We start from the raw sequence: 18,436 nt of genomic DNA on the forward strand, positions 1-18,436 counted from the left end.
CCCCTGGCAGGCTTTGCGTGCCCCCTTTTGCACAAGTGTCACGGGGCTTTCAATTGGGAATGGGGGCCTTTGTTTGCTCTTTTCTCAATAGTGATAACAACATATGGTAGCGGCCAAAAGGCAAGGGGCGTGCCGTGCAGTCGGCGCGAGAGTGGGATGCGTCTGATCTGCCCGAATTGCGGGGCCCAATACGAAGTGCCTGCGGAGGTGATCCCCGCCGAGGGCCGGGATGTCCAGTGCTCGAATTGCGGCGTGACCTGGTTCCAGGGCCATCCCGATGCCGCGCAGTCCGAACCCGAGGACGCGTTCGAGGCCGAGGGCGCCGAACTGGCCGTGGCCGAGACCGAGGATGCCCTGGCGCAGGGCGTCGCGGCGGATGACTACGACGAAGAGTACGAGGACGAGCTGGGCGCCGATGCCCTGTCCGAAGCGATCGTGGCCGAGCCGGACGACGACGTCGCGCCGTTCGACGGCGAGGAGTATGAGGACGAAGGCGAGGCAGAGGCCGACCTTGGCTTCGACCCCGCGGATTTCGACGAGGCGGCGCTGGACGACGCCGGTCTCGACGATGTGACGCCTGCGCTTGCCGACGATGCTGCGCCGGAAGCGGATGAGGACCTGGCCGAAGAGCTGGCCGACGATCCGATTGCCGATGACGCCGACGCGGCGCCGTATGACGACGACCTCGACGACGACGTGCTGGACGACGGCTACGACCTTGGCGATTTCGGTGCTCCCGATGCGGATCCGGACCCTGACGATTACGCGCTGCCCACGATGCGGGACGACGGACCCGAGGCCGACGTCGAGGACTGGGACGAAGACCTCGACGACACGCCCGAGGCCGCGGCGGTTCGTGGCGACGATGGCGCTTTCACCGCCGCCGACTATGCCGCGCTTGGCCTGGCCGCCGCCACCGTGCCCGAGGACGAGGAGGCCGAGGACGACCTGACCCCGCCCGCCGCCGCGCCGCGCCGGTCGCTCGATCCCGACATCCAGGCGCTGCTGCGCGAAGAGGCCGAGTTCGAGGCCAGCGCCCGTGCGCGCGAGGCCGAGCCGCTGGAAAGCCAGATCGACCTTGGGCTGGGCGATCCGGAAACGCCGTTCGAACGCGAACAGCGCGAGAGCCGCGAACGCCTGCTGCGGGCCCGTGCCGCCACCGCCGGAGCAGGAGCAGGGGCCGTCGCCGCCACCGCCGCGCGCCCCTCGCCGCCGTCGCCACCGCCTTCGGCCGGCGATCCGCTGGCCGAAGAGGTCGCGCCCGACCATGCCGCGCCGCGCCGTGACCTGCTGCCCGATATCGAAGAGATCAATTCGTCCCTGCGCAGCAAGGGCGACGCGCCGCCGGGGGCGGCGGGCACCGCTGCCGATCCTGCGGAACAGGCCCGCGAACAGAGGCGCGGGTTCCGGCTGGGCTTTGGCCTGATCCTGCTGCTCGCGGCGGGGCTGATCCTCTACTACATGCATTCCGAATGGGTCGCGCGGCAGGTGCCCGCGCTGGCCGGCCCGACCGAGGCCTATGTCGAAACGGCAAACGGGCTGCGCCGCTGGCTCGACGGGCAGGCGGGCGAGTTGCAGCAATGGCTCGAAGGGATGAGCGCCGCCGACTAGCGGCGGCGCGGCGGACCGGTCAGAACCGTTCCATCAGCCGGCGCAGGTATTCCAGCTCGATCTCGGGGCGTTCGCCGTCGCCTGACCGGCGGCGGATCTCGTCCAGCAACTCGCGCGCCCGGCGATAGACATCCTCGCCCTGGAGCATGTTGCGGTCGTTGCCGAGCTGGCCGTTGGTGCCCGCGTTGCGGCCCAGCGGGTCGTTGCGTTCGCCACCGACGTTGCCCTGCATCTCGCCCTGTCCGCCCTGCATCTCGCGCTGGTTCTCGGCCATCGCTTCGCCCAGGTTGCGCATGCCTTCGCGGAGCGCCTCCATCGCCTCGGACTGGCGGTCGATGGCACCGGCGTAGTCGTCGTTGCGCAGCGCCTCCTCGGCCCCCCGCATCGCGCGATCGGCCCGGTCGAGCGCGTCGCGCGCCGCCTCTCCGGCCTCGCCGCCGAGGTTGGGCAGGGCGCCGCGCTGACGCTCAAGTTCCTGGCGCAGCTGGTCCTGCCGCTCGGCCAGCGACTGTTCGCCGTTCGATCCGCCCTCGGCCTGGCCGCCGGGCTGGCCCTGGCCCTCGCCGGGTTGCTGACCGTTCTGGCCCATCTGGCCCTGACCGTCGTGCTGCTGGCCCTGGCCCAGGCCGCCGTTGCGGCCGGTGTTGCCCTGGCTCTGGCCGGAATTGGCGCCGGGATTGTACTGTTCCTGCAGGTCGCGGAAGGCCTCGTCGCTCAGACCCTGTTGGTTGCGCAGGGTCTCGGACAGGCCCTCCATCGCCTGGTCGCCCGGCGACTGGCCCTGGCCGCCCTGGCCCTGGGTGACGCGCATGTTCTCCATCATCTGCTGGAGCTCTTCGAGCGCCTGCTGCGCCTCGGCCATGCGGCCCTGTTCCATCAGCTCCTGGATGCGGTCCATCATCCGTTGCAGGTCGTCCTGCGTCATCTGCATGCCGGCCTGCGGCTGCTGGCCCTGCGGCTGGTCGGTGCCGTTCTGTTCCTGGTCCCGCTGCGCCTGGCGCGACAGCTGGCGCAGGTAGTCCTGCGTCGCGTCGCGCAGGTCCTGCATCAGGCGGGCGATCTCCTGCGGAGAGGCGCCGTTCTTCATCGCCTCGTTCAGACGCTCCTGCGCCATGCGCATCCGCTCCATCGCGTCGTCGATGTCGCCTTCCTCGATCTCGAGGGCGAGGTCCCACATCGCCTGCGCGATCTCGTCCCGCTTTTCCGGAGTGAAGGTGTCGTGCGTCACGTTGGCGTCGAGCCGGCGCATGATGGTGCGCAGCTGCAGGTAATGCGTGTCCTTGCGGAACAGACCCTCGGGCTGCCAGGTGATCGCCTTGAGCACCTGCGCCACCCGTTTGCCGTTGTCGCGGGTCCAGAGCAGGTCGCGCCGCATCTCGATGATGCCGGCCGCCAGCGGGTCGAAGAACCGCCGCGCGGCCAGCCGGATCGGCTGGTCGAGCGCGGTGCCCTCTTGCCCGGCGGCGTCCTGCGCGTGCAGGTCGATCCGCACCGGCATGTTGGCCCAGGGATGTTCCGAGAAATCGTCGATCAGGCTTTCCTCGAACTCGGTCCGCGCGCCCGAGATCGGCACCGGCAGCGGCAGCACGATCGGCTCGCGTGCCTCGGGTGCGGCGGCCAGGCCATAGCGGCGGTCCAGCGCCTCCATGTCGAGGGTGATGACCGCCTCGCCGCCCTCGACGCCATAGTCGTCGGTGGCGGTGAAGGGCAGGGTCATGCGGCCGTCGACGTTGGTGTCAGGTTCGCCGGACAGGGCGATGGTCGGCGGGGCGTCGGGGATGATGACGAAATCCCAGGCCCGCCCGTTCGGCCCGTCGATGGTGAGCGAGCCGTTGCGCGCGACGGTGAACTCCTGGCTGGGCGTGGTCGGATCGGGCAGGTCGCCGATCCGGCCTGACACGTCCTCGGCCACCGAAAGGTCGCCCGGTTCGCCGTAGAGCCGCAGGGTCACGCGGCTGCCCTCGGCCACCGAGAGGTCGCCGGGGTCGATGTCGTTGAGGTAGATCACCGGCAGCCCGGTGTAGGCCGGCGGCTCGACCCAGCCTTCCCAGCTGGGTCCGGTGGCCGTGACGCCGCTGCCCGGCGCCATGCCGGCGACCGATCCGACCCGCCAGAACGACCCGAAGAGCAGCGCGATGCAGAGCGCCGACAGTGCAACGTAGCGCATGCCGAAGGGGTCGAACTTTGCCACCCGCAGGTCCGGCTCGACCGCCTTCGCGGTTTCGGCGCGGCTGGCCATGCGGGCCTGGTGCGCGGCCCAGAGACGGGCCGAGGCGGCATCGTCCGCGCCAAGCGCCTGCGCATCGCGCAGGGCGGTCAGCGGACGGCCAACGAGGGAGGTGTCGAGGCGTTGGAAGGCGTCTTCGCGCGAGGGCCAGCGGAACTTCATCACCCCGCGCACCAGGCACCAGAGCCCGGCGATGGCGACCAGCACCGATCCGCCCCAGACGGTTTCGACCGACGCATGGTCCTGCAGGCCCAGCATCAGCACCGCCAGCACCGCGATCGCCAGCGACCATAGCGGCCAGAACGCGCGCACTGCCTGCTCGGCGAAGAGGCCGATCCAGGTCAGCGTCAACGGCAGCCGAACGCGCCGCATCACTCGCTGGAGCAGCGCGTCATCGCCTGGGCGAAAGGTCCGGGAAGCGCCCGAAGGGCTGTCTGTGTGGTCAGCCATGCCTCTTTCCGGGCCGGTCGGTCTGCGGAACATTGCGTGCCGCTTCTACCTCACAGCCATGAAGGGATGGTATCGCGGCTGATCATCTCGTCAAAGGATGGTCGCGATCTGATGACAGCGAATTGATCGCCGGTCACGAGGATTTCGGGAACCAGCGGGCGGGAATTGTATTCGCTGGCCATCGCCGCGCCGTAGGCACCGGCCGAGCGGAAAGCGACCAGGTCGCCATCTGCCAGCGCCGGAAGGGCGCGGCCCCTGGCAAAGGTATCGCCGGATTCGCAGACCGGGCCGACGACGTCATAGGGCTGCCGGTCCGCCCCGGGGCGGGTTCGACGACCGGCACGATGTCGTGGTGCGCGTCGTACATCGCCGGGCGCAGGAGGTCGTTCATCGCGGCATCGAGGATCAGGAAATCGCGGTCCTCGCCGGACTTCACGTAGATCACCGACGACACGAGGAGCCCCGCGTTGCCAACCACGAGGCGACCCGGCTCGATCTCGATCTCGCAGCCCTTGTCGCCCAGTATCTCCTTGACGAGATTGCCGTAATCCAGCGGCAGCGGCGGTGCCTCGTTGCCCTGGGTGTAGGGGATGCCCAGGCCGCCGCCCAGGTCGAGGCGGGTGATGTCATGCCCGTCGGCGCGCAGGGTGTCGGTCAGTTCGGCCACCTTCTCGAACGCCGTGCGGTACGGGGCAAGGTCGGTGAGCTGCGACCCGATGTGCACGTCGATCCCCATCACCTGCAGGCCCGGCAGCGCGGCGGCCTGGGCATAGACCGCGCGGGCGCGGCTGATCGGGATGCCGAACTTGTTCTCGGACTTGCCGGTGGCGATCTTGGCGTGGGTCTTCGCGTCGACGTCCGGGTTCACCCGGATGGCGATCGGCGCGACCTTGCCGAGCGCGACGGCAACCTCGCTCAATGCCTGCATTTCGGGCTCGGATTCGACGTTGAACTGACGGATGCCGCCCTCGAGCGCGGCGCGCATCTCTTCCCGCGTCTTGCCGACGCCCGAGAACACGATTCGATCCCCCGGAACGCCCGCGGCGCGGGCGCGGGCGTACTCGCCGCCCGACACCACGTCCATCCCGGCACCAAGCGCGGCCAGCGTCTTGAGGATGGCCTGGTTCGAGGCCGCCTTCATCGCGTAGCACACCAGGTGCGGGACCCCATCGAGCGCCTCCTCGAACAGGCGGAAGTGCCGGGTCAGGGTCGCCGTGGAATAGACGTAGAACGGCGTGCCGACCGCCGCCGCGATCTCAGGCAGGGGGACATCCTCGGCATGCAGGATGCCGTCGCGATAGAGAAAGTGGTCCATGGGGGCCCCGAATTGATGCGGCGCCAGACATACAGGGCGCATCCCGGCGGGGAAAGGGGCGGCAGGGCCTAATTGTCGGGGGCGACGGGCAGGCCCCAGATCTGCACGAACTCATGCAGTTCGCTGAGGATCGAATGGATCATCTCGGCGGTCGATCCGCCGTAGTCCTGCGCCTGGTCGAACCGGGTCTCGTCCCCGACGCTGGCCCATTCGAAGGCGCCGTCGCAGGCGGCATCCATGTAGTTCGTCCGCTCGCCGCTTGCCGCGTCCACCGCGCTCAGCAGGCAGTCCACCAGCCGGTTCCCGTCCAGCCGTGCCGACAGCGTCAGGCCATAGCCGTTCTGCCCGCCGGTGACCTCGGTCTGCACCGCGCCGTTGCGCCGCCCCATGCCGAGGATCGCGTGGTAGAGCACCCGGCGTTCCAGCGCCGCGTTCTCCTGCACCACCTGCGCACTGGGAGACAGGGCAAAGGACGGCTCGGCCCGGTGGCTGACCAGCACCTGCGCCAGCCGCGACATCATGTAGAAATCGCGCAGGACGGTGTAATGCGCCTCGGGCGAGGGCAGGCGGGTGGTCTCGGGGATGTCGATGCCGTCGTCGGGATCATTGTCGACCTCGAGCAGCTTGGGCGCCACCCCGTCGCAATCGGTGTCGTAGAGGTAGCGCCGCGCCGCGCCCTCGGCGGTAATGTCGAGGAAGGTGCAGCGCAGCACCTGCCCGTTGTCGCCAAGATCGAGGAAGATCGCCCGCGGCACCCCCGCGACCGAGAAATAGAGCATCTTGCCCTGCGTCGCCCCCGGCGTGTTGCCGGGTGGCACGTCGCGGACGAAGGGGTTGTGCGGCAGGGCCTCGGCGATCTCGCGCGACCAGTTGCGGGCCTTGCGATCGAATTTCGACACGGCCGATTGCGCCTGCGCCCCGACGGTGAAGGACAGCAGCAGTCCAGCGGACACAATCGTGGCGCGAACAGGCATGAATCGACTTTCGTCAATGATGAAAAGGACTTAACTGTTTCTGTTTTGAAGACTCCGCTATCGACTGCCGTTACGTCAACGATTGCGCAGCGGGCGGATCAGATCGGCCGGGTTCTGAGGAATAAATACAACGGAAGGCCGCAGCTGACCCCGATCAGGAAGGTCGCGGGGATGGCGGCAAGCGCCGACCAGTTCCGCCGCACCCGCACCTCGGCCAGGATCCAGACGGTCAATGCGATGGCGGCGATGGTTAGGTCCCAGACCAGCCCCGAGGTCGCAGCGTTCACGTGCCAGGCCTCGACCATACCGCCGATTGACCAGCCATTGTCCCGGAACCACGCCAGGAAAAACGCCATCGGATGCACCGCGCCCCAGACCGCGAGGCCGAGGTAGGTCATCCGGAGGGGCGACATCAGAACGTCTTGACCACGCCCACGCGGGCCTCGCCCGAGATCGTCACGCCGTTTGCCGGCGTGGCGCTGGACCTTGTGGGCGGGACCGGCGCACCGTCGACGCCGCAGGCGGCGAGCAGGGCGAGGGTCAGGATGGCGGCGATCGGTTTCATGCCATGCGCTCCTTCCAGCGGGCGACCTGTTCGCGCACCCGCTCGCCCGAGGTTCCGCCATAGGACATGCGGCTGGCAACCGAATTGTCGACGCCGAGGACGGAATAGACCTCCTGCGTGATGTCCGGGTGGCCGGACTGCAGCTCGGAGAGCGATAGGTCGGGCAGGTCGCAGCCCTTCTTCTCGGCCAGCGCGACGAGGGCGCCGGTGACGTGGTGGGCATCGCGGAACGGCAGGCCGAGCGCGCGGACCAGCCAGTCGGCCAGGTCGGTCGCGGTCGAAAATCCGGCCGAGGCGGCGGCGCGCAGGTTGTCGCGGTTGGCTGTCATGTCGCTGACCATGCCGGTCATCGCGGCCAGCGCCAGCATCAGGTTGTCGGCCGCGTCAAAGACCTGTTCCTTGTCCTCTTGCATGTCCTTGGAATAGGCCAGCGGCAGCCCCTTCATCACCATCATCAGCGCGACGTTGGCGCCGAAGATCCGGCCGACCTTGGCGCGGATCAGCTCGGCCGCGTCGGGGTTCTTCTTTTGCGGCATGATGGACGAGCCGGTCGAGAAGCGGTCGCTCAGGGTGACAAAGCGGAACTGGGCCGAGGACCAGATCACCAGCTCTTCGGCAAGGCGGCTGAGGTGCATCGCGCAGATCGACGCGCAGGAGAGGAATTCCAGCGCGAAGTCGCGGTCGCTGACGGCGTCGAGAGAGTTCGCCATCGGCCGGTCGAAGCCGAGCGCCTGGGCCGTCATCTCGCGGTCGATCGGGAAGGAGGTGCCGGCCAGAGCGGCCGCGCCGAGCGGGCTTTCGTTCATCCGCGCGCGCGCATCGGTGAAACGCGACAGGTCGCGCGAGAACATCTCGACATAGGCCATCATGTGGTGGCCCCAGGTCACGGGCTGCGCGGTCTGCAGGTGGGTGAAGCCGGGCATCACCCAGTCGGCGCCCTGTTCGGCCTGGCTCAGCAGGGCCGCGATCAGTGCGTTCAGCCCGCCGGTGGCGGCGTCGATCTGGTCGCGCACCCAGAGGCGGAAGTCGGTCGCCACCTGGTCGTTGCGCGACCGGCCGGTGTGCAGGCGGCCCGCCGGGTCGCCGATGACCTCTTTCAGGCGGGCCTCGACGTTCATGTGGATGTCTTCCAGCGCGGTTGAGAACTGGAAGGTCCCGGCTTCGATTTCTGACAAGATGGTGAGGAGGCCTTCCCGGATCGCCTCGGCGTCGCTATCGCTGATGATGCCCTGCGCGGCCAGCATCGCCGCGTGGGCCCGCGAACCCGCGATGTCCTGCGCCGCGAGCCGCTGGTCGAAGCCGATCGAGGCGTTGATCGCCTCCATGATCGCGTCCGGCCCGGCGGCGAACCGGCCGCCCCACATCTGGTTCGAGGTCTTGTCGCTCATCGGGCACCTTTCGGAGGTCACATGAAGTTTCTGTCTGCCGCGCTCCTTTATACGGGCTTGATCCTCGGTGCAAACGCCGCCCTCGCCGGCCCGCTGCAGGACGCGATCGAGGCGGCCAAGGGCGGTGATCTGAAGGCGCTTGCCGTGCATGCGGACCCCAAGCCTCTGCCCGAGACCCAGTTCGAGACGCCGGAGGGCAAGGCGGGCCTGGATCAATACCGAGGGCAGTATGTCGTGCTGAACTTCTGGGCCGTCTGGTGTGCCCCCTGCCGGGAAGAGATGGAGACGCTCTCGGCCCTCGAGGCCGAGTTCGGCGGCGAGGATTTCGCTGTCGTCACGCTCGCCACCGGGCCGAACGCGCCGCCCGCGATCGACAAGTTCCTGGACGAGATCGAAGTTGAGAACCTGCCCAAGTACCGCGACCCGCGGTCGGAGCTGGCCCGGCAAATCGGGGTCTTCGGCCTGCCGGTGACGCTGATCCTCGACCGCGAGGGGCGCGAACTGGCGCGGCTGGTCGGGCCGGCGGACTGGCATTCGGACGCGGCGCGCGGGATCGTTCAGGGGCTGATCGCGGCCGAAGGCGCCTGATCCGTCCCCGCCGCGGTCAGAGCCCCGGGCCCGGCATCGCCGCGATGCGGTCGTGGCAGTGGCAGGTGGTGACGTGGTCGTTGACCAGCCCGCAGGCCTCCATGAAGGCATAGACGATGGTCGGGCCGCAGAAGCGGAACCCGGCCTTCTTGAGATCCTTTGAGACCTGCGCCGACAGGGGCGTTTCCGGTGGCACCTCGGCCTGCGTCGCGTATCGCGGTTGCAGCGGCTGCCCATCCACGTAGCGCCATAGGAACGGGCCGAACCCGCCCCGCGCCTCGATCTCGAGGTAGGCGCGGGCGTTGGTGATCGTCGCCTCGATCTTGCCGCGGTGGCGGATGATGCCGGGATCGGCCAGAAGGCGCTGGACCTCGGGCTCGCCCCAGGTGGCAATCTCGGCCGGGTCGAAACCGGCGAAGGCCGCGCGGAAGTTGTCGCGCTTGCGCAGGATGGTGATCCAGCTCAGCCCCGCCTGGAACCCGTCGAGCACCAGCTTTTCCCAGAGCGCGCGGCCGTCGTGTTCCGGCACGCCCCATTCGGTGTCGTGGTAGGCGAGGTAGAGCGGGTCGGGCCCCGCCCAGGAGCAGCGGTCCGTCATCCGGCCCTCCTTAGGATTTTGTTCACGTTTTGATCTCATCCTGCCATCGACCCCGGTCCGAAGGCAATGGCAAAGCGGGGCGCGCACGGTGGAGGAGACGATGACGGACAGACCGAAGAGCGACAGGCCCCCGGCGGCGATCGACCCGGGCGACCCGCTGAGCATGGCGGTCGGCATGCGCGAAGGCGACGCGGTGGACCTGGTGCGCGCCGCGGTTCGCGATGGCCGGCTGGCGCTGGCCTACCAGCCCATCGTGCAGGCGAAGCGGCCGGACCGCATCGCGTTTTACGAGGGTCTGATCCGGATTTTCGACCCCTCCGGCCGGGTGATCCCGGCCCGTGATTTCATCGGCGCGGTCGAGGCCCTGCCACTGGGGCGCGAGATCGACACCATCGCCCTGCGGCTCGGCCTGCAGTGCCTGGCGGACCAGCCCGACATCCGCCTGTCGATCAACCTCTCGGCACGCTCGATCGGCTATCCGCCCTGGATGACAGCACTGCGCACCGGGCTGATGCGGCATCCGACGGTGGGCGAACGGCTGGTGCTGGAACTCACCGAACGCTCGGCGATGCAACTGCCCGAGATCGTGACCACCTTCATGTCCGACCTCGCGCGCGAGGGGATCAGTTTTGCGCTCGACGATTTCGGCGCCGGGCACACCTGCCTGCGCCACCTGCGGCAGTTCCAGTTCGACATGCTCAAGATCGACGCGGCCTTCATCCGGGGGATCGCGCGGGATCCGGACAACCAGGTCGTCACCCGCGCGATCTGCATGATCGCGGAACAGTTCGACATGTTCACCGTGGCCGAGGCGGTCGAGCGCGAGGATGACGCCCGATGGCTGACCGAGAACGGGCTGGACTGCCTGCAGGGCTACTACTACGCCGCCCCGACCCTGCAGCCGCCCTGGATGCAGCCCGAGGACCTGCGCCGGGCCTGAGCCATCGGCCGGGCGAAGCGCGGGGCCGCTGCCAGGGCGGCCGCTGACGGACCTGCGATCTGCTGCGCTGCGGCGCCGTGGCCATTGTGACGCTACGCTATTTCCTCTATCCAACGGAACGACGCCGGGAGTGCCGCCCGCGACTCGGGCATCGGGCGCCCCGGCCTGACCTGGTGGAGGAACACATATGACCAACGTCGTCATCGCCTCGGCCGCCCGCACCGCGGTCGGCTCGTTCTCGGGGGCGTTCGCGAACACCCCGGCCCATGACCTCGGCTCGGCCGTGCTGGATGCGCTGGTGACGCGCGCGGGCATCGACAAATCCGACGTCTCGGAAACCATCCTCGGCCAGGTGCTGACCGGCGGCCAGGGCCAGAATCCGGCGCGCCAGGCACATGTGAACGCGGGCCTGCCGATCGAAAGCGCGGCCTGGGGCATCAACCAGGTCTGCGGCTCGGGCCTGCGCGCCGTGGCGCTTGGCGCACAGCACATCATGCTTGGCGATGCCGATGTCGTGGCCGCGGGCGGGCAGGAGAACATGACGCTCAGCCCCCACGTCGCGCACCTGCGGGCAGGCCACAAGATGGGCGACGTGAAGTACATCGACTCGATGATCCGCGACGGCCTCTGGGATGCCTTCAACGGCTACCACATGGGCCAGACCGCCGAGAACGTCGCCGAGAAGTGGCAGATCAGCCGCGACATGCAGGACGAGTTCGCCGTCGCCAGCCAGAACAAGGCCGAGGCCGCGCAGAAGGCCGGCAAGTTCGACGACGAGGTGATCCCCTTCACCATCAAGACCCGCAAGGGCGACATCGTGGTCGACAAGGACGAATACATCCGCCACGGCGCGACCATCGACGCGATGCAGAAGCTCAAGCCCGCCTTCACCAAGGACGGGACCGTCACCGCGGCCAACGCAAGCGGCCTGAACGACGGCGCGGCCGGCGTGCTGCTGATGTCGGCCGATGCCGCCGAGAAGCGCGGGATCGAGCCGATGGCGCGGATCGTTTCCTACGCGACCGTGGGGCTCGACCCGTCGATCATGGGCGTGGGCCCGATCTATGCCAGCCGCAAGGCGCTGGAAAAGGCGGGCTGGAAGGTCGGCGATCTGGACCTGGTCGAGGCGAACGAAGCCTTTGCCGCGCAGGCCTGCGCCGTGAACAAGGACATGGGCTGGGACCCGTCGATCGTGAACGTGAACGGCGGCGCCATCGCCATCGGCCACCCGATCGGCGCCTCCGGCGCCCGGATCCTGAACACGCTGCTGTTCGAGATGCAGCGCCGGGACGCCAAGAAGGGCCTTGCCACGCTCTGTATCGGCGGCGGCATGGGCGTCGCCATGTGCATCGAGCGCGCCTGAGGGCGATCGCTTCCGGGAAAGGCGCCTTCGGGCGCCTTTTTCATGGCACGCCAAAGATTTAAGCGCGATATCCCTTAACTCCGCGGCCGTGCTGAAAATTTGACCGCGCAACAATGTTGCGCATGTGCGTTTGTGTCAGTAACAGAGTTACCAAGGGAATTGACGACCAGGAGGAGTGATTCATGGCCAGAACGGCTGTCGTTACGGGTGGCTCGCGCGGGATTGGCGCGGCGATTTCAAAAGCGCTGAAGGAGGCCGGCTACAACGTCGCCGCGACCTATGCCGGCAATGACGAGGCGGCGAAGAAATTCACCGAGGAAACCGGCATCCAGACCTACAAGTGGAACGTCGCCGACTATGCCGAGAGCAAGGCGGGGCTGGAAAAGGTCGAGGCCGAGCTGGGGCCGATTGACGTGGTCGTCGCCAACGCGGGCATCACCCGCGACGCGCCATTCCACAAGATGACGCCCGAGCAGTGGCACGAGGTGGTCGACACCAACCTCACCGGCGTCTTCAACACCGTCCATCCGGTCTGGCCCGGCATGCGCGAGCGCAAGTTCGGCCGGGTGATCGTGATCTCCTCGATCAACGGGCAGAAGGGCCAGTTCGGCCAGGTGAACTATGCCGCGACCAAGGCGGGTGACCTGGGCATCATCAAGTCGCTGGCGCAGGAAGGCGCACGCGCCGGCATCACCGCCAACGCGATCTGCCCGGGCTACATCGCCACCGACATGGTCATGGCGGTGCCCGAGAAGGTGCGCGAGGCGATCATCGGCCAGATCCCGGTCGGCCGCCTGGGCGAGCCCGAAGAGATCGCGCGCTGCGTCGTCTTCCTCGCCTCCGAGGATTCGGGCTTTGTCACCGGGTCGACCATCACGGCGAACGGCGCCCAGTACCTGGCCGGATAGGCCCGGAAAACGCATCGGGCCGGTCCCGGGCGGGGCCGGCCCTTCGCCCGCGTCTTGACCTTTTGCGCGGGCCTCGCCATGCCCCGTGGTCATGGACAATCCCGCCCGCACCCGCGCCACCCTCATCGGTTTCACCGCCGTCCTGCTCTGGGCGCTGCTGGCGCTCTTCACCGTGGGCAGCGCGCCGGTGCCGCCCCTGCAGCTGAACGCGATGTGCTTTGCCATCGGCGGGGCGCTCGGGGTGGCCTGGCTGATTGCCACCGGCGGCGCGCACCGGCTGCGGCAGGCGCCGCTGCGGGTCTACCTCTTCGGGACGGCGGGCCTTTTCGGCTACCACGCGCTCTACTTCGCGGCCCTGCGCCTGGCGCCACCGGCCGAGGCGGGGCTGATCGCCTATCTCTGGCCTTTGCTGATCGTGCTCTTCTCGGGCCTGCTGCCCGGGGAACGGCTGGGCGCCGGGCACCTTGTCGGCGCCTTCGCGGGATTCCTCGGCGCGGCGCTGATCGTGGGGGCAGGCGCCGGGTTCGACAGCGCGGCCCTGCCGGGCTATGCGCTGGCGCTGGCCTGTGCGCTGACATGGTCGGGCTATTCGGTCATCTCGCGCCGCCTGGGGGAAATGCCGACCGAAAGCGTGGTCGTCTTCTGCCTGGCCACCGCTGTCCTGTCGCTGCCGCTGCACCTGGCGTTCGAGACGACGGTCTGGCCTGCCGACGCGCTGACCTGGGCGGCGATCCTGGGCCTGGGCCTCGGGCCGGTGGGGCTGGCGTTCTATGTCTGGGATCACGGGGTGAAGCGGGGGGACATCCAGCTTCTGGGCGTGGCGAGCTATGCCGCGCCGCTGCTGTCGACGCTCATCCTCGTCCTTGCCGGGATCGCGCCGCCAAGCTGGCGCCTGGCGGGCGCGGCGCTCTTGATCACCGGCGGCGCAGCCTTGGCCGCGCGCGCCAGCTTCCGGGCCAAGGATCAGTCCCCTTGAACCGCGCAACCCTTCCCGGGCGGTCTTAACTCAATCGAGTGATTTCTTCCTTCAGCCGAAGCTTTTCCTTCTTCAGCTGCTTCAGTTCCTGGTCCGAGCAACCGGGCGACCGCTGCGCTTCATCCACGGCGGCCGAGAGACTTTGGTGTTTCTTCTTCAGTTCTGCGATGTGGGAACTCAAGCTCATAAACGTCTCCTCTCGATGATGACCATGCGGAAATTGGACCACAGTTTTACAATTCTGTCACGCCGCACACGCGCAGTCTGAAAGAACGGCTGTTACCAGCCGATTAAACGGAAGTGTTGAAGTCGAGAACGGCACCGTGGCGGAGAATCGCCTCGGCCGTCTCGGTATAGTCGGCGCGGCCGCCGTAGCTGTCGCCCGCGTGCACGACGAGGCCGGGGTGCAGCCGGAACGGCGCGCGCCCGCCCTTGCGGCCGCGCAGCAGGATCAGCTGAGACTCGCGTCCGCGCCGGGGCAGAAGTGGTTTGAGTTCCAAAGAACCCAGCCGGTCGGCGAAGGCGCCCATCAGCTCGGGCAGGCGTTCGGCGCGGTGGATGAAGGTCACCGTGCCGCCCGGTGCGACCCGCCGTGCGGCGGCGGCGACCCATTCCGACAGCGGCGTTTCCTCGCCGTAGGCGGCCTCTCGCGCGGGGTCTGGACCGGCGAGGGAGGCATCGCGCCGGAAATAGGGCGGGTTGGCGATCACGTGGGAGAATCTCAGCTGGCGCAGCGCGGGCGGCATCATCGTGAGGTCGCCGGTGAAGACCTCCATCGCCAGCCCGGCCTCGGACGCGTTGCGGCGGGCGAGGTCGGCGTGCTCGGCCTGCCGCTCAAGCCCTGCCAGCGTCAGCCCCGGCACCCGCACCCCGAGGCAAAGCGCCGCAGCCCCGACCCCGCAGCCGAGGTCGAGCACGCTGTCACCCGCGCGCGCAGGCACGCTGGCGGCCAGCAGCACAGGGTCGACCCCCGCACGGTAGCCGCGCCGCGGCTGGTGCAGGAAGAGCCGCCCCGACAGGTAGCCGTCGCGCGTCAGCGCGGGCTCATCCATCGGTGTCGATCCCGTTGTCGTTCAGCGCGATGCGCGCCGCCTCGAAATCCGCGTCGCGGACCATCAGGCGCCGGGGAAGATCCCGATGCTGCCCTCGAGTACGCTCATGTTTACGTCCATTTCGAAGCAGTCTATATCCTCCCCCTGAAGCAGGGCACGGGCAAAGGCGATCACGGTCGGGTCGGTGCTGCGGAGGAGCTGTTTCATGTCGGGGAAAGTGGGGCAGACCTCAGCGATTGTCGAGGTGGGTTTCCGGCGCGAAGGGGAAGTCATGGACCAGATTGCCACCAAACCGCATGATGCACTGGCCGCCCATCTGGCAGACGAGATGGCGGCGGTGAACGCGGTGATCCGCGAACGCATGGCCTCGCGCCACGCGCCGCGCATTCCGGAAGTGACCGCGCACCTGGTCGAGGCCGGCGGCAAGCGGCTGCGGCCGCTGCTGGTCCTGGCGGCCGCGCGGCTGTGCGGGTACCGCGGGCAGGACCACGTTCGGCTGGCCGCGACGGTCGAGTTCATCCATACCGCCACGCTGCTGCACGACGACGTGGTGGACGAGAGCAACCAGCGGCGCGGGCGGCCGACGGCGAACCTGCTGTGGGACAACAAGTCCTCGGTGCTGGTCGGCGACTACCTGTTCGCGCGGGCGTTCCAGCTGATGGTCGAGCCCGGGAACCTCAAGGTGCTGAACATCCTTGCCGATGCCTCGGCCACCATTGCCGAGGGCGAGGTGCTGCAGTTGACCGCGGCGCAGGACCTGGCGACGACCGAGGACACCTATGTCCAGATCGTGCGTGGCAAGACCGCCGCGCTCTTTGCCGCGGCGACCGAATCCGGCGCCGAGATCGCCGGTGCCGCGCCCGAGGTGGTGACCGCGCTGCGCGACTACGGCGACGCGCTCGGCATCGCGTTCCAGATGGCGGACGACCTGCTGGACTACGAAGGCGACAGCGGCGCGACAGGCAAGAACGTCGGTGACGACTTCCGCGAGCGGAAGCTGACGCTGCCGCTGATCAAGGCGGTGGCGGCGGCCGACGAGACCGAGCGCGCGTTCTGGGTGCGCACGATCGAACGTGGCAAGCAGGAGGACGGCGACCTGGAGCAGGCGCTGGCGCTGCTGGCGAAGCACGGGGCGCTGGACGCCACCCGGGCCGCGGCGTTCGACTGGGCCGCGCGGGCGCGCGACAGCCTGTCCGTGGTGCCGGATCACCCGGTGAAGTCGATGCTGTCGGACCTCGCGGATTACGTGGTGGCGCGGCTTCGGTAGTGGCGCGGGTGGCCGGTGCGTGGCGAGCACGCACCCTACGAGGCGTGTGCGGCGGTGGTGCCGGTAAGGGTGGGGGTGTCCCGCCAGTCCCGTCGCAAGCGATGCTAGCGTGTGACCGTTGCGGGCGGTCGATGTTTTCGAATGATTGAAGGGATGGTGCGCGGGGCGTCCGCGTCCGCATCCGGTCGTCGTCGGGTGGAAGGTGCGTGGCGAGCACGCACCCTACCGGGGCACGTCCGGGCGCGGGGTGGGGATTCACTCTGCCATTGCCGGTGCAAGCAAAACGCCCGCTCCGAACCGGAGCGGGCGTTCTTTTCCTGCGAGGTCGAAACCGCTTACGCGTGGATCGCGCCGTCGCCGCAGGCCAGAGCGGCCTCGCGCACGGCCTCGGAGAAGGTCGGGTGCGCGTGGCAGGTCAGCGCCAGGTCCTCGGCCGAGCCGCCGTATTCCATCGTCACGCAGACCTCGTGGATCAGGTCGCCCGCGCCGGGCCCGATGATGTGGGCGCCAAGCACGCGGTCGGTTTCCTTGTCGGCGAGGATCTTGACGAAGCCGTCGCCGGCAAAGACCGCCTTGGCCCGCGCGTTGCCCATGAATGAGAACTTGCCGACCTTGTAGGCGCGGCCGGCCTTCTTCAGCGTGTCCTCGGTTTCGCCGACGCTGGCGACCTCGGGCCAGGTGTAGATCACGCCGGGGATCACGCCGTAGTTCACATGGCCATGCTTGCCCGCGATCACCTCGGCGCAGGCCATGCCTTCGTCCTCGGCCTTGTGGGCCAGCATCGGGCCCTTCACGGCGTCGCCGATGGCGTAGATGCCGTTGACAGATGTCAACCAGTGGTCGTCGGTCTCGATCACGCCGCGGTCGGTCATCTTGACGCCGAGGTCGGCCAGGCCCAGCCCGTCGGTGTAGGCCTTGCGGCCCGTGGCGACCAGGACGACGTCGGCCTCGATCTCGGCCTCGCTGTCGTCCTTGCGCAGCTTGTAGCTGACTTTTGCCTTTGTTTTCAGGGCGTCGACTTTCTGCACGGCGGCGCCCATGATGAACTCCATCCCCTGTTTCTTGAGGATGCGCTGCAGCGTGCGCTGGACCTCGGGGTCCATGCCGGGGGTGATCTGATCGAGGAATTCGACCACCGTCACCTCGGTGCCCAGACGAGCGTAGACCGAGCCCATTTCAAGGCCGATGACCCCGGCGCCGATGACGACCATCTTCTTGGGAATCTTCGGCAGCGACAGCGCGCCGGTGGAGGTCACGACGACCTTTTCGTCGATCTCGACACCCGGCAGCGAGGACGGGACGGAGCCGGTCGCGACGATGATGTTCTTGGCCTCGTGGACCTCGTCCCCGACCTTGACCTTGCCGGCCTCGGGGATGGAGCCCCAGCCCTTGAGCCAGTCGATCTTGTTCTTTTTGAACAGGAATTCGATGCCCTTGGTGTTCTGGTTCACCACGTCCTGCTTGTAGTCCTGCATCACCGGCCAGTCGACCGTGGGCGCCTTGCCCTTGAGGCCCATGGTGGCAAAGTTGTGCTCGGCCTCGTGCAGTTCGTGGGTCGCGTGCAGCAGCGCCTTGGAGGGGATGCAGCCCACGTTCAGGCAGGTGCCGCCGAGCGTCTCGCGGCCCTCGACGCAGGCGGTCTTGAGGCCGAGCTGCGCGCAGCGGATGGCGGCGACATAGCCGCCGGGGCCGGAGCCGATCACGATCACATCATAGGATGCCATTTGCTTCTCCTTGGGTCGGTTTCCGACGTCGGTATCGCGTCGGTATTACGTCGGTATTGCGTCGGTGTTTTTGTCGGTGCCGCCATCGGACCCTCACAGCACGGCATAGAGCAGCAGGACCGCGGTGGCCAGCAATCCGACCATCCAGATCAGCGAGCGCCAGGGCACCCAGCCGAAGATGTAGGCGGGGATGTAGAGGATGCGGGCGGCCAAGTAGGTCCAGGCGCAGAGGACGGTCAGCGGGCTGGAGACGTCGGCCACCGCCAGCACCAGTACGGCGATGGCAAAGAGGATCAGCCCCTCGAAGTGGTTGTCCATGGCGCGCTTGATCCGGCCCGCCTTGCCCGACAGCTCGATCGCCTGGTCACGCGGTTTCAGCGCCGTGCGCGTGCCGACCTGCACCTGACCCGCGACCGAGTAGAGCGCGATCTGCACGATCTGCAGTAGGGCGGCGAGGGCGAGGGCGATCAGTTCGGGGGTCATGCGGCGG

Annotated in this window: 17 protein-coding genes and 2 pseudogenes; 7 read left to right on the forward strand and 12 right to left on the reverse strand. The window is 68.3% G+C overall.

Translation table 11 applies throughout. The features are described 5' to 3' along the window. Positions 1 to 156 precede the first annotated feature (156 nt). Positions 157 to 1,611, forward strand: a complete 1,455-nt coding sequence (locus ACE2AC_RS18410; protein WP_375689023.1) for a zinc-ribbon domain-containing protein — start codon at positions 157 to 159, stop codon at positions 1,609 to 1,611. Between the two features lie 19 nt (positions 1,612 to 1,630). Here the strand turns inward: ACE2AC_RS18410 and ACE2AC_RS18415 are convergent, their stop codons facing one another. The 6 genes and pseudogenes from ACE2AC_RS18415 to argH form a co-directional block, all read right to left on the reverse strand. Further along, positions 1,631 to 4,288: a TIGR02302 family protein gene (locus tag ACE2AC_RS18415; protein WP_375689025.1), complete on the reverse strand. Its 2,658-nt coding sequence runs from the start codon at positions 4,286 to 4,288 to the stop codon at positions 1,631 to 1,633. Positions 4,289 to 4,338: 50 nt separating this feature from the next. Then, a pseudogene (gene lysA, locus ACE2AC_RS18420) lies at positions 4,339 to 5,603 on the reverse strand (diaminopimelate decarboxylase). 68 nt (positions 5,604 to 5,671) lie between these two features. Further along, entirely contained in the window at positions 5,672 to 6,556 is an 885-nt protein-coding gene (locus ACE2AC_RS18425) for a hypothetical protein (protein WP_375689027.1), read from the reverse strand. Positions 6,557 to 6,675: 119 nt separating this feature from the next. Further along, positions 6,676 to 6,990, reverse strand: coding sequence for a DUF2834 domain-containing protein (locus ACE2AC_RS18430; protein WP_375689028.1), 315 nt, complete (start codon positions 6,988 to 6,990; stop codon positions 6,676 to 6,678). Then, positions 6,990 to 7,142, reverse strand: coding sequence for a hypothetical protein (locus tag ACE2AC_RS18435; protein WP_375689030.1), 153 nt, complete (start codon positions 7,140 to 7,142; stop codon positions 6,990 to 6,992). Before ACE2AC_RS18435 ends, ACE2AC_RS18430 begins: the two co-directional genes overlap by 1 nt. Further along, a complete protein-coding gene (gene argH, locus ACE2AC_RS18440) occupies positions 7,139 to 8,530 on the reverse strand; it encodes an argininosuccinate lyase (RefSeq protein ID WP_375689032.1) in 1,392 nt (463 codons plus the stop codon). Before argH ends, ACE2AC_RS18435 begins: the two co-directional genes overlap by 4 nt. 21 nt (positions 8,531 to 8,551) lie before the next feature. On the opposite strand from argH, the gene ACE2AC_RS18445 reads away from it, so the two are divergent. Further along, on the forward strand, positions 8,552 to 9,118 hold the full coding sequence (locus ACE2AC_RS18445; RefSeq protein WP_375689034.1) for a TlpA family protein disulfide reductase: 567 nt from the start codon (positions 8,552 to 8,554) through the stop codon (positions 9,116 to 9,118). A gap of 16 nt (positions 9,119 to 9,134) precedes the next feature. Here ACE2AC_RS18445 and ACE2AC_RS18450 read toward each other — a convergent pair whose 3' ends face one another. Continuing rightward, positions 9,135 to 9,716: a DNA-3-methyladenine glycosylase I gene (locus ACE2AC_RS18450; protein WP_375689036.1), complete on the reverse strand. Its 582-nt coding sequence runs from the start codon at positions 9,714 to 9,716 to the stop codon at positions 9,135 to 9,137. Between the two features lie 100 nt (positions 9,717 to 9,816). Between ACE2AC_RS18450 and ACE2AC_RS18455 the strand changes: the two genes are divergently transcribed. The 4 genes from ACE2AC_RS18455 (at position 9,817) to ACE2AC_RS18470 (ending at position 13,903) form a co-directional block, all read left to right on the forward strand. Then, on the forward strand, positions 9,817 to 10,656 hold the full coding sequence (locus ACE2AC_RS18455; RefSeq protein ID WP_375689038.1) for an EAL domain-containing protein: 840 nt from the start codon (positions 9,817 to 9,819) through the stop codon (positions 10,654 to 10,656). Positions 10,657 to 10,843: 187 nt separating this feature from the next. Beyond that, positions 10,844 to 12,019 (forward strand): acetyl-CoA C-acetyltransferase, encoded by a 1,176-nt coding sequence (locus ACE2AC_RS18460; protein WP_375689040.1) that lies wholly within the window; start codon positions 10,844 to 10,846, stop codon positions 12,017 to 12,019. Positions 12,020 to 12,201: 182 nt separating this feature from the next. Further along, a complete protein-coding gene (phbB, locus tag ACE2AC_RS18465; RefSeq protein ID WP_375689042.1) occupies positions 12,202 to 12,927 on the forward strand; it encodes an acetoacetyl-CoA reductase in 726 nt (241 codons plus the stop codon). A 91-nt stretch (positions 12,928 to 13,018) separates the two neighbouring features. Then, positions 13,019 to 13,903 carry a DMT family transporter gene (locus tag ACE2AC_RS18470; protein ID WP_375689044.1) on the forward strand — a complete coding sequence of 295 codons (885 nt, stop codon included), beginning with the start codon at positions 13,019 to 13,021 and terminating at the stop codon, positions 13,901 to 13,903. Positions 13,904 to 13,928: 25 nt separating this feature from the next. Here ACE2AC_RS18470 and ACE2AC_RS18475 read toward each other — a convergent pair whose 3' ends face one another. The 3 genes and pseudogenes from ACE2AC_RS18475 to ACE2AC_RS18485 form a co-directional block, all read right to left on the reverse strand. Continuing rightward, positions 13,929 to 14,090 carry a YdcH family protein gene (locus ACE2AC_RS18475; protein ID WP_375689046.1) on the reverse strand — a complete coding sequence of 54 codons (162 nt, stop codon included), beginning with the start codon at positions 14,088 to 14,090 and terminating at the stop codon, positions 13,929 to 13,931. 103 nt (positions 14,091 to 14,193) lie between these two features. After that, complete coding sequence (locus ACE2AC_RS18480) at positions 14,194 to 14,955, reverse strand: tRNA1(Val) (adenine(37)-N6)-methyltransferase (protein WP_375689048.1); 762 nt, start codon at positions 14,953 to 14,955, stop codon at positions 14,194 to 14,196. Next, a pseudogene (locus ACE2AC_RS18485) lies at positions 14,948 to 15,162 on the reverse strand (DUF2007 domain-containing protein). The gene ACE2AC_RS18480 and the pseudogene ACE2AC_RS18485 overlap by 8 nt, the downstream one beginning before the upstream one ends. A 64-nt stretch (positions 15,163 to 15,226) precedes the next feature. Here ACE2AC_RS18485 and ACE2AC_RS18490 point away from each other — a divergent pair. Further along, entirely contained in the window at positions 15,227 to 16,222 is a 996-nt protein-coding gene (locus ACE2AC_RS18490) for a polyprenyl synthetase family protein (RefSeq protein WP_375689050.1), read from the forward strand. 335 nt (positions 16,223 to 16,557) lie between these two features. Here ACE2AC_RS18490 and lpdA read toward each other — a convergent pair whose 3' ends face one another. Next, the gene (gene lpdA, locus ACE2AC_RS18495) at positions 16,558 to 17,946 is read right to left on the reverse strand and encodes a dihydrolipoyl dehydrogenase (RefSeq protein ID WP_375689052.1); all 1,389 of its coding nucleotides are present in this window, start codon (positions 17,944 to 17,946) and stop codon (positions 16,558 to 16,560) included. A 93-nt stretch (positions 17,947 to 18,039) separates the two neighbouring features. Continuing rightward, a complete protein-coding gene (locus ACE2AC_RS18500) occupies positions 18,040 to 18,429 on the reverse strand; it encodes an MAPEG family protein (RefSeq protein ID WP_375689054.1) in 390 nt (129 codons plus the stop codon). Positions 18,430 to 18,436 lie beyond the last annotated feature (7 nt).

The sequence above is a fragment of the Pseudooceanicola sp. LIPI14-2-Ac024 genome (genome assembly GCF_042188925.1).
Taxonomy (GTDB): domain Bacteria; phylum Pseudomonadota; class Alphaproteobacteria; order Rhodobacterales; family Rhodobacteraceae; genus Pseudooceanicola.

Coding starts and splice junctions, on each gene's coding strand:
- ACE2AC_RS18410 (WP_375689023.1), top strand. CDS start 157: ATGCGTCTGATCTGCCCGAATTGCGGGGCCCAATACGAAGTGCCTGCG.
- ACE2AC_RS18415 (WP_375689025.1), bottom strand. CDS start 4,288: ATGGCTGACCACACAGACAGCCCTTCGGGCGCTTCCCGGACCTTTCGC.
- ACE2AC_RS18430 (WP_375689028.1), bottom strand. CDS start 6,990: ATGTCGCCCCTCCGGATGACCTACCTCGGCCTCGCGGTCTGGGGCGCG.
- ACE2AC_RS18435 (WP_375689030.1), bottom strand. CDS start 7,142: ATGAAACCGATCGCCGCCATCCTGACCCTCGCCCTGCTCGCCGCCTGC.
- argH (WP_375689032.1), bottom strand. CDS start 8,530: ATGAGCGACAAGACCTCGAACCAGATGTGGGGCGGCCGGTTCGCCGCC.
- ACE2AC_RS18445 (WP_375689034.1), top strand. CDS start 8,552: ATGAAGTTTCTGTCTGCCGCGCTCCTTTATACGGGCTTGATCCTCGGT.
- ACE2AC_RS18450 (WP_375689036.1), bottom strand. CDS start 9,716: ATGACGGACCGCTGCTCCTGGGCGGGGCCCGACCCGCTCTACCTCGCC.
- ACE2AC_RS18455 (WP_375689038.1), top strand. CDS start 9,817: ATGACGGACAGACCGAAGAGCGACAGGCCCCCGGCGGCGATCGACCCG.
- ACE2AC_RS18460 (WP_375689040.1), top strand. CDS start 10,844: ATGACCAACGTCGTCATCGCCTCGGCCGCCCGCACCGCGGTCGGCTCG.
- phbB (WP_375689042.1), top strand. CDS start 12,202: ATGGCCAGAACGGCTGTCGTTACGGGTGGCTCGCGCGGGATTGGCGCG.
- ACE2AC_RS18470 (WP_375689044.1), top strand. CDS start 13,019: ATGGACAATCCCGCCCGCACCCGCGCCACCCTCATCGGTTTCACCGCC.
- ACE2AC_RS18475 (WP_375689046.1), bottom strand. CDS start 14,090: ATGAGCTTGAGTTCCCACATCGCAGAACTGAAGAAGAAACACCAAAGT.
- ACE2AC_RS18480 (WP_375689048.1), bottom strand. CDS start 14,955: ATGGATGAGCCCGCGCTGACGCGCGACGGCTACCTGTCGGGGCGGCTC.
- ACE2AC_RS18490 (WP_375689050.1), top strand. CDS start 15,227: ATGGACCAGATTGCCACCAAACCGCATGATGCACTGGCCGCCCATCTG.
- lpdA (WP_375689052.1), bottom strand. CDS start 17,946: ATGGCATCCTATGATGTGATCGTGATCGGCTCCGGCCCCGGCGGCTAT.
- ACE2AC_RS18500 (WP_375689054.1), bottom strand. CDS start 18,429: ATGACCCCCGAACTGATCGCCCTCGCCCTCGCCGCCCTACTGCAGATC.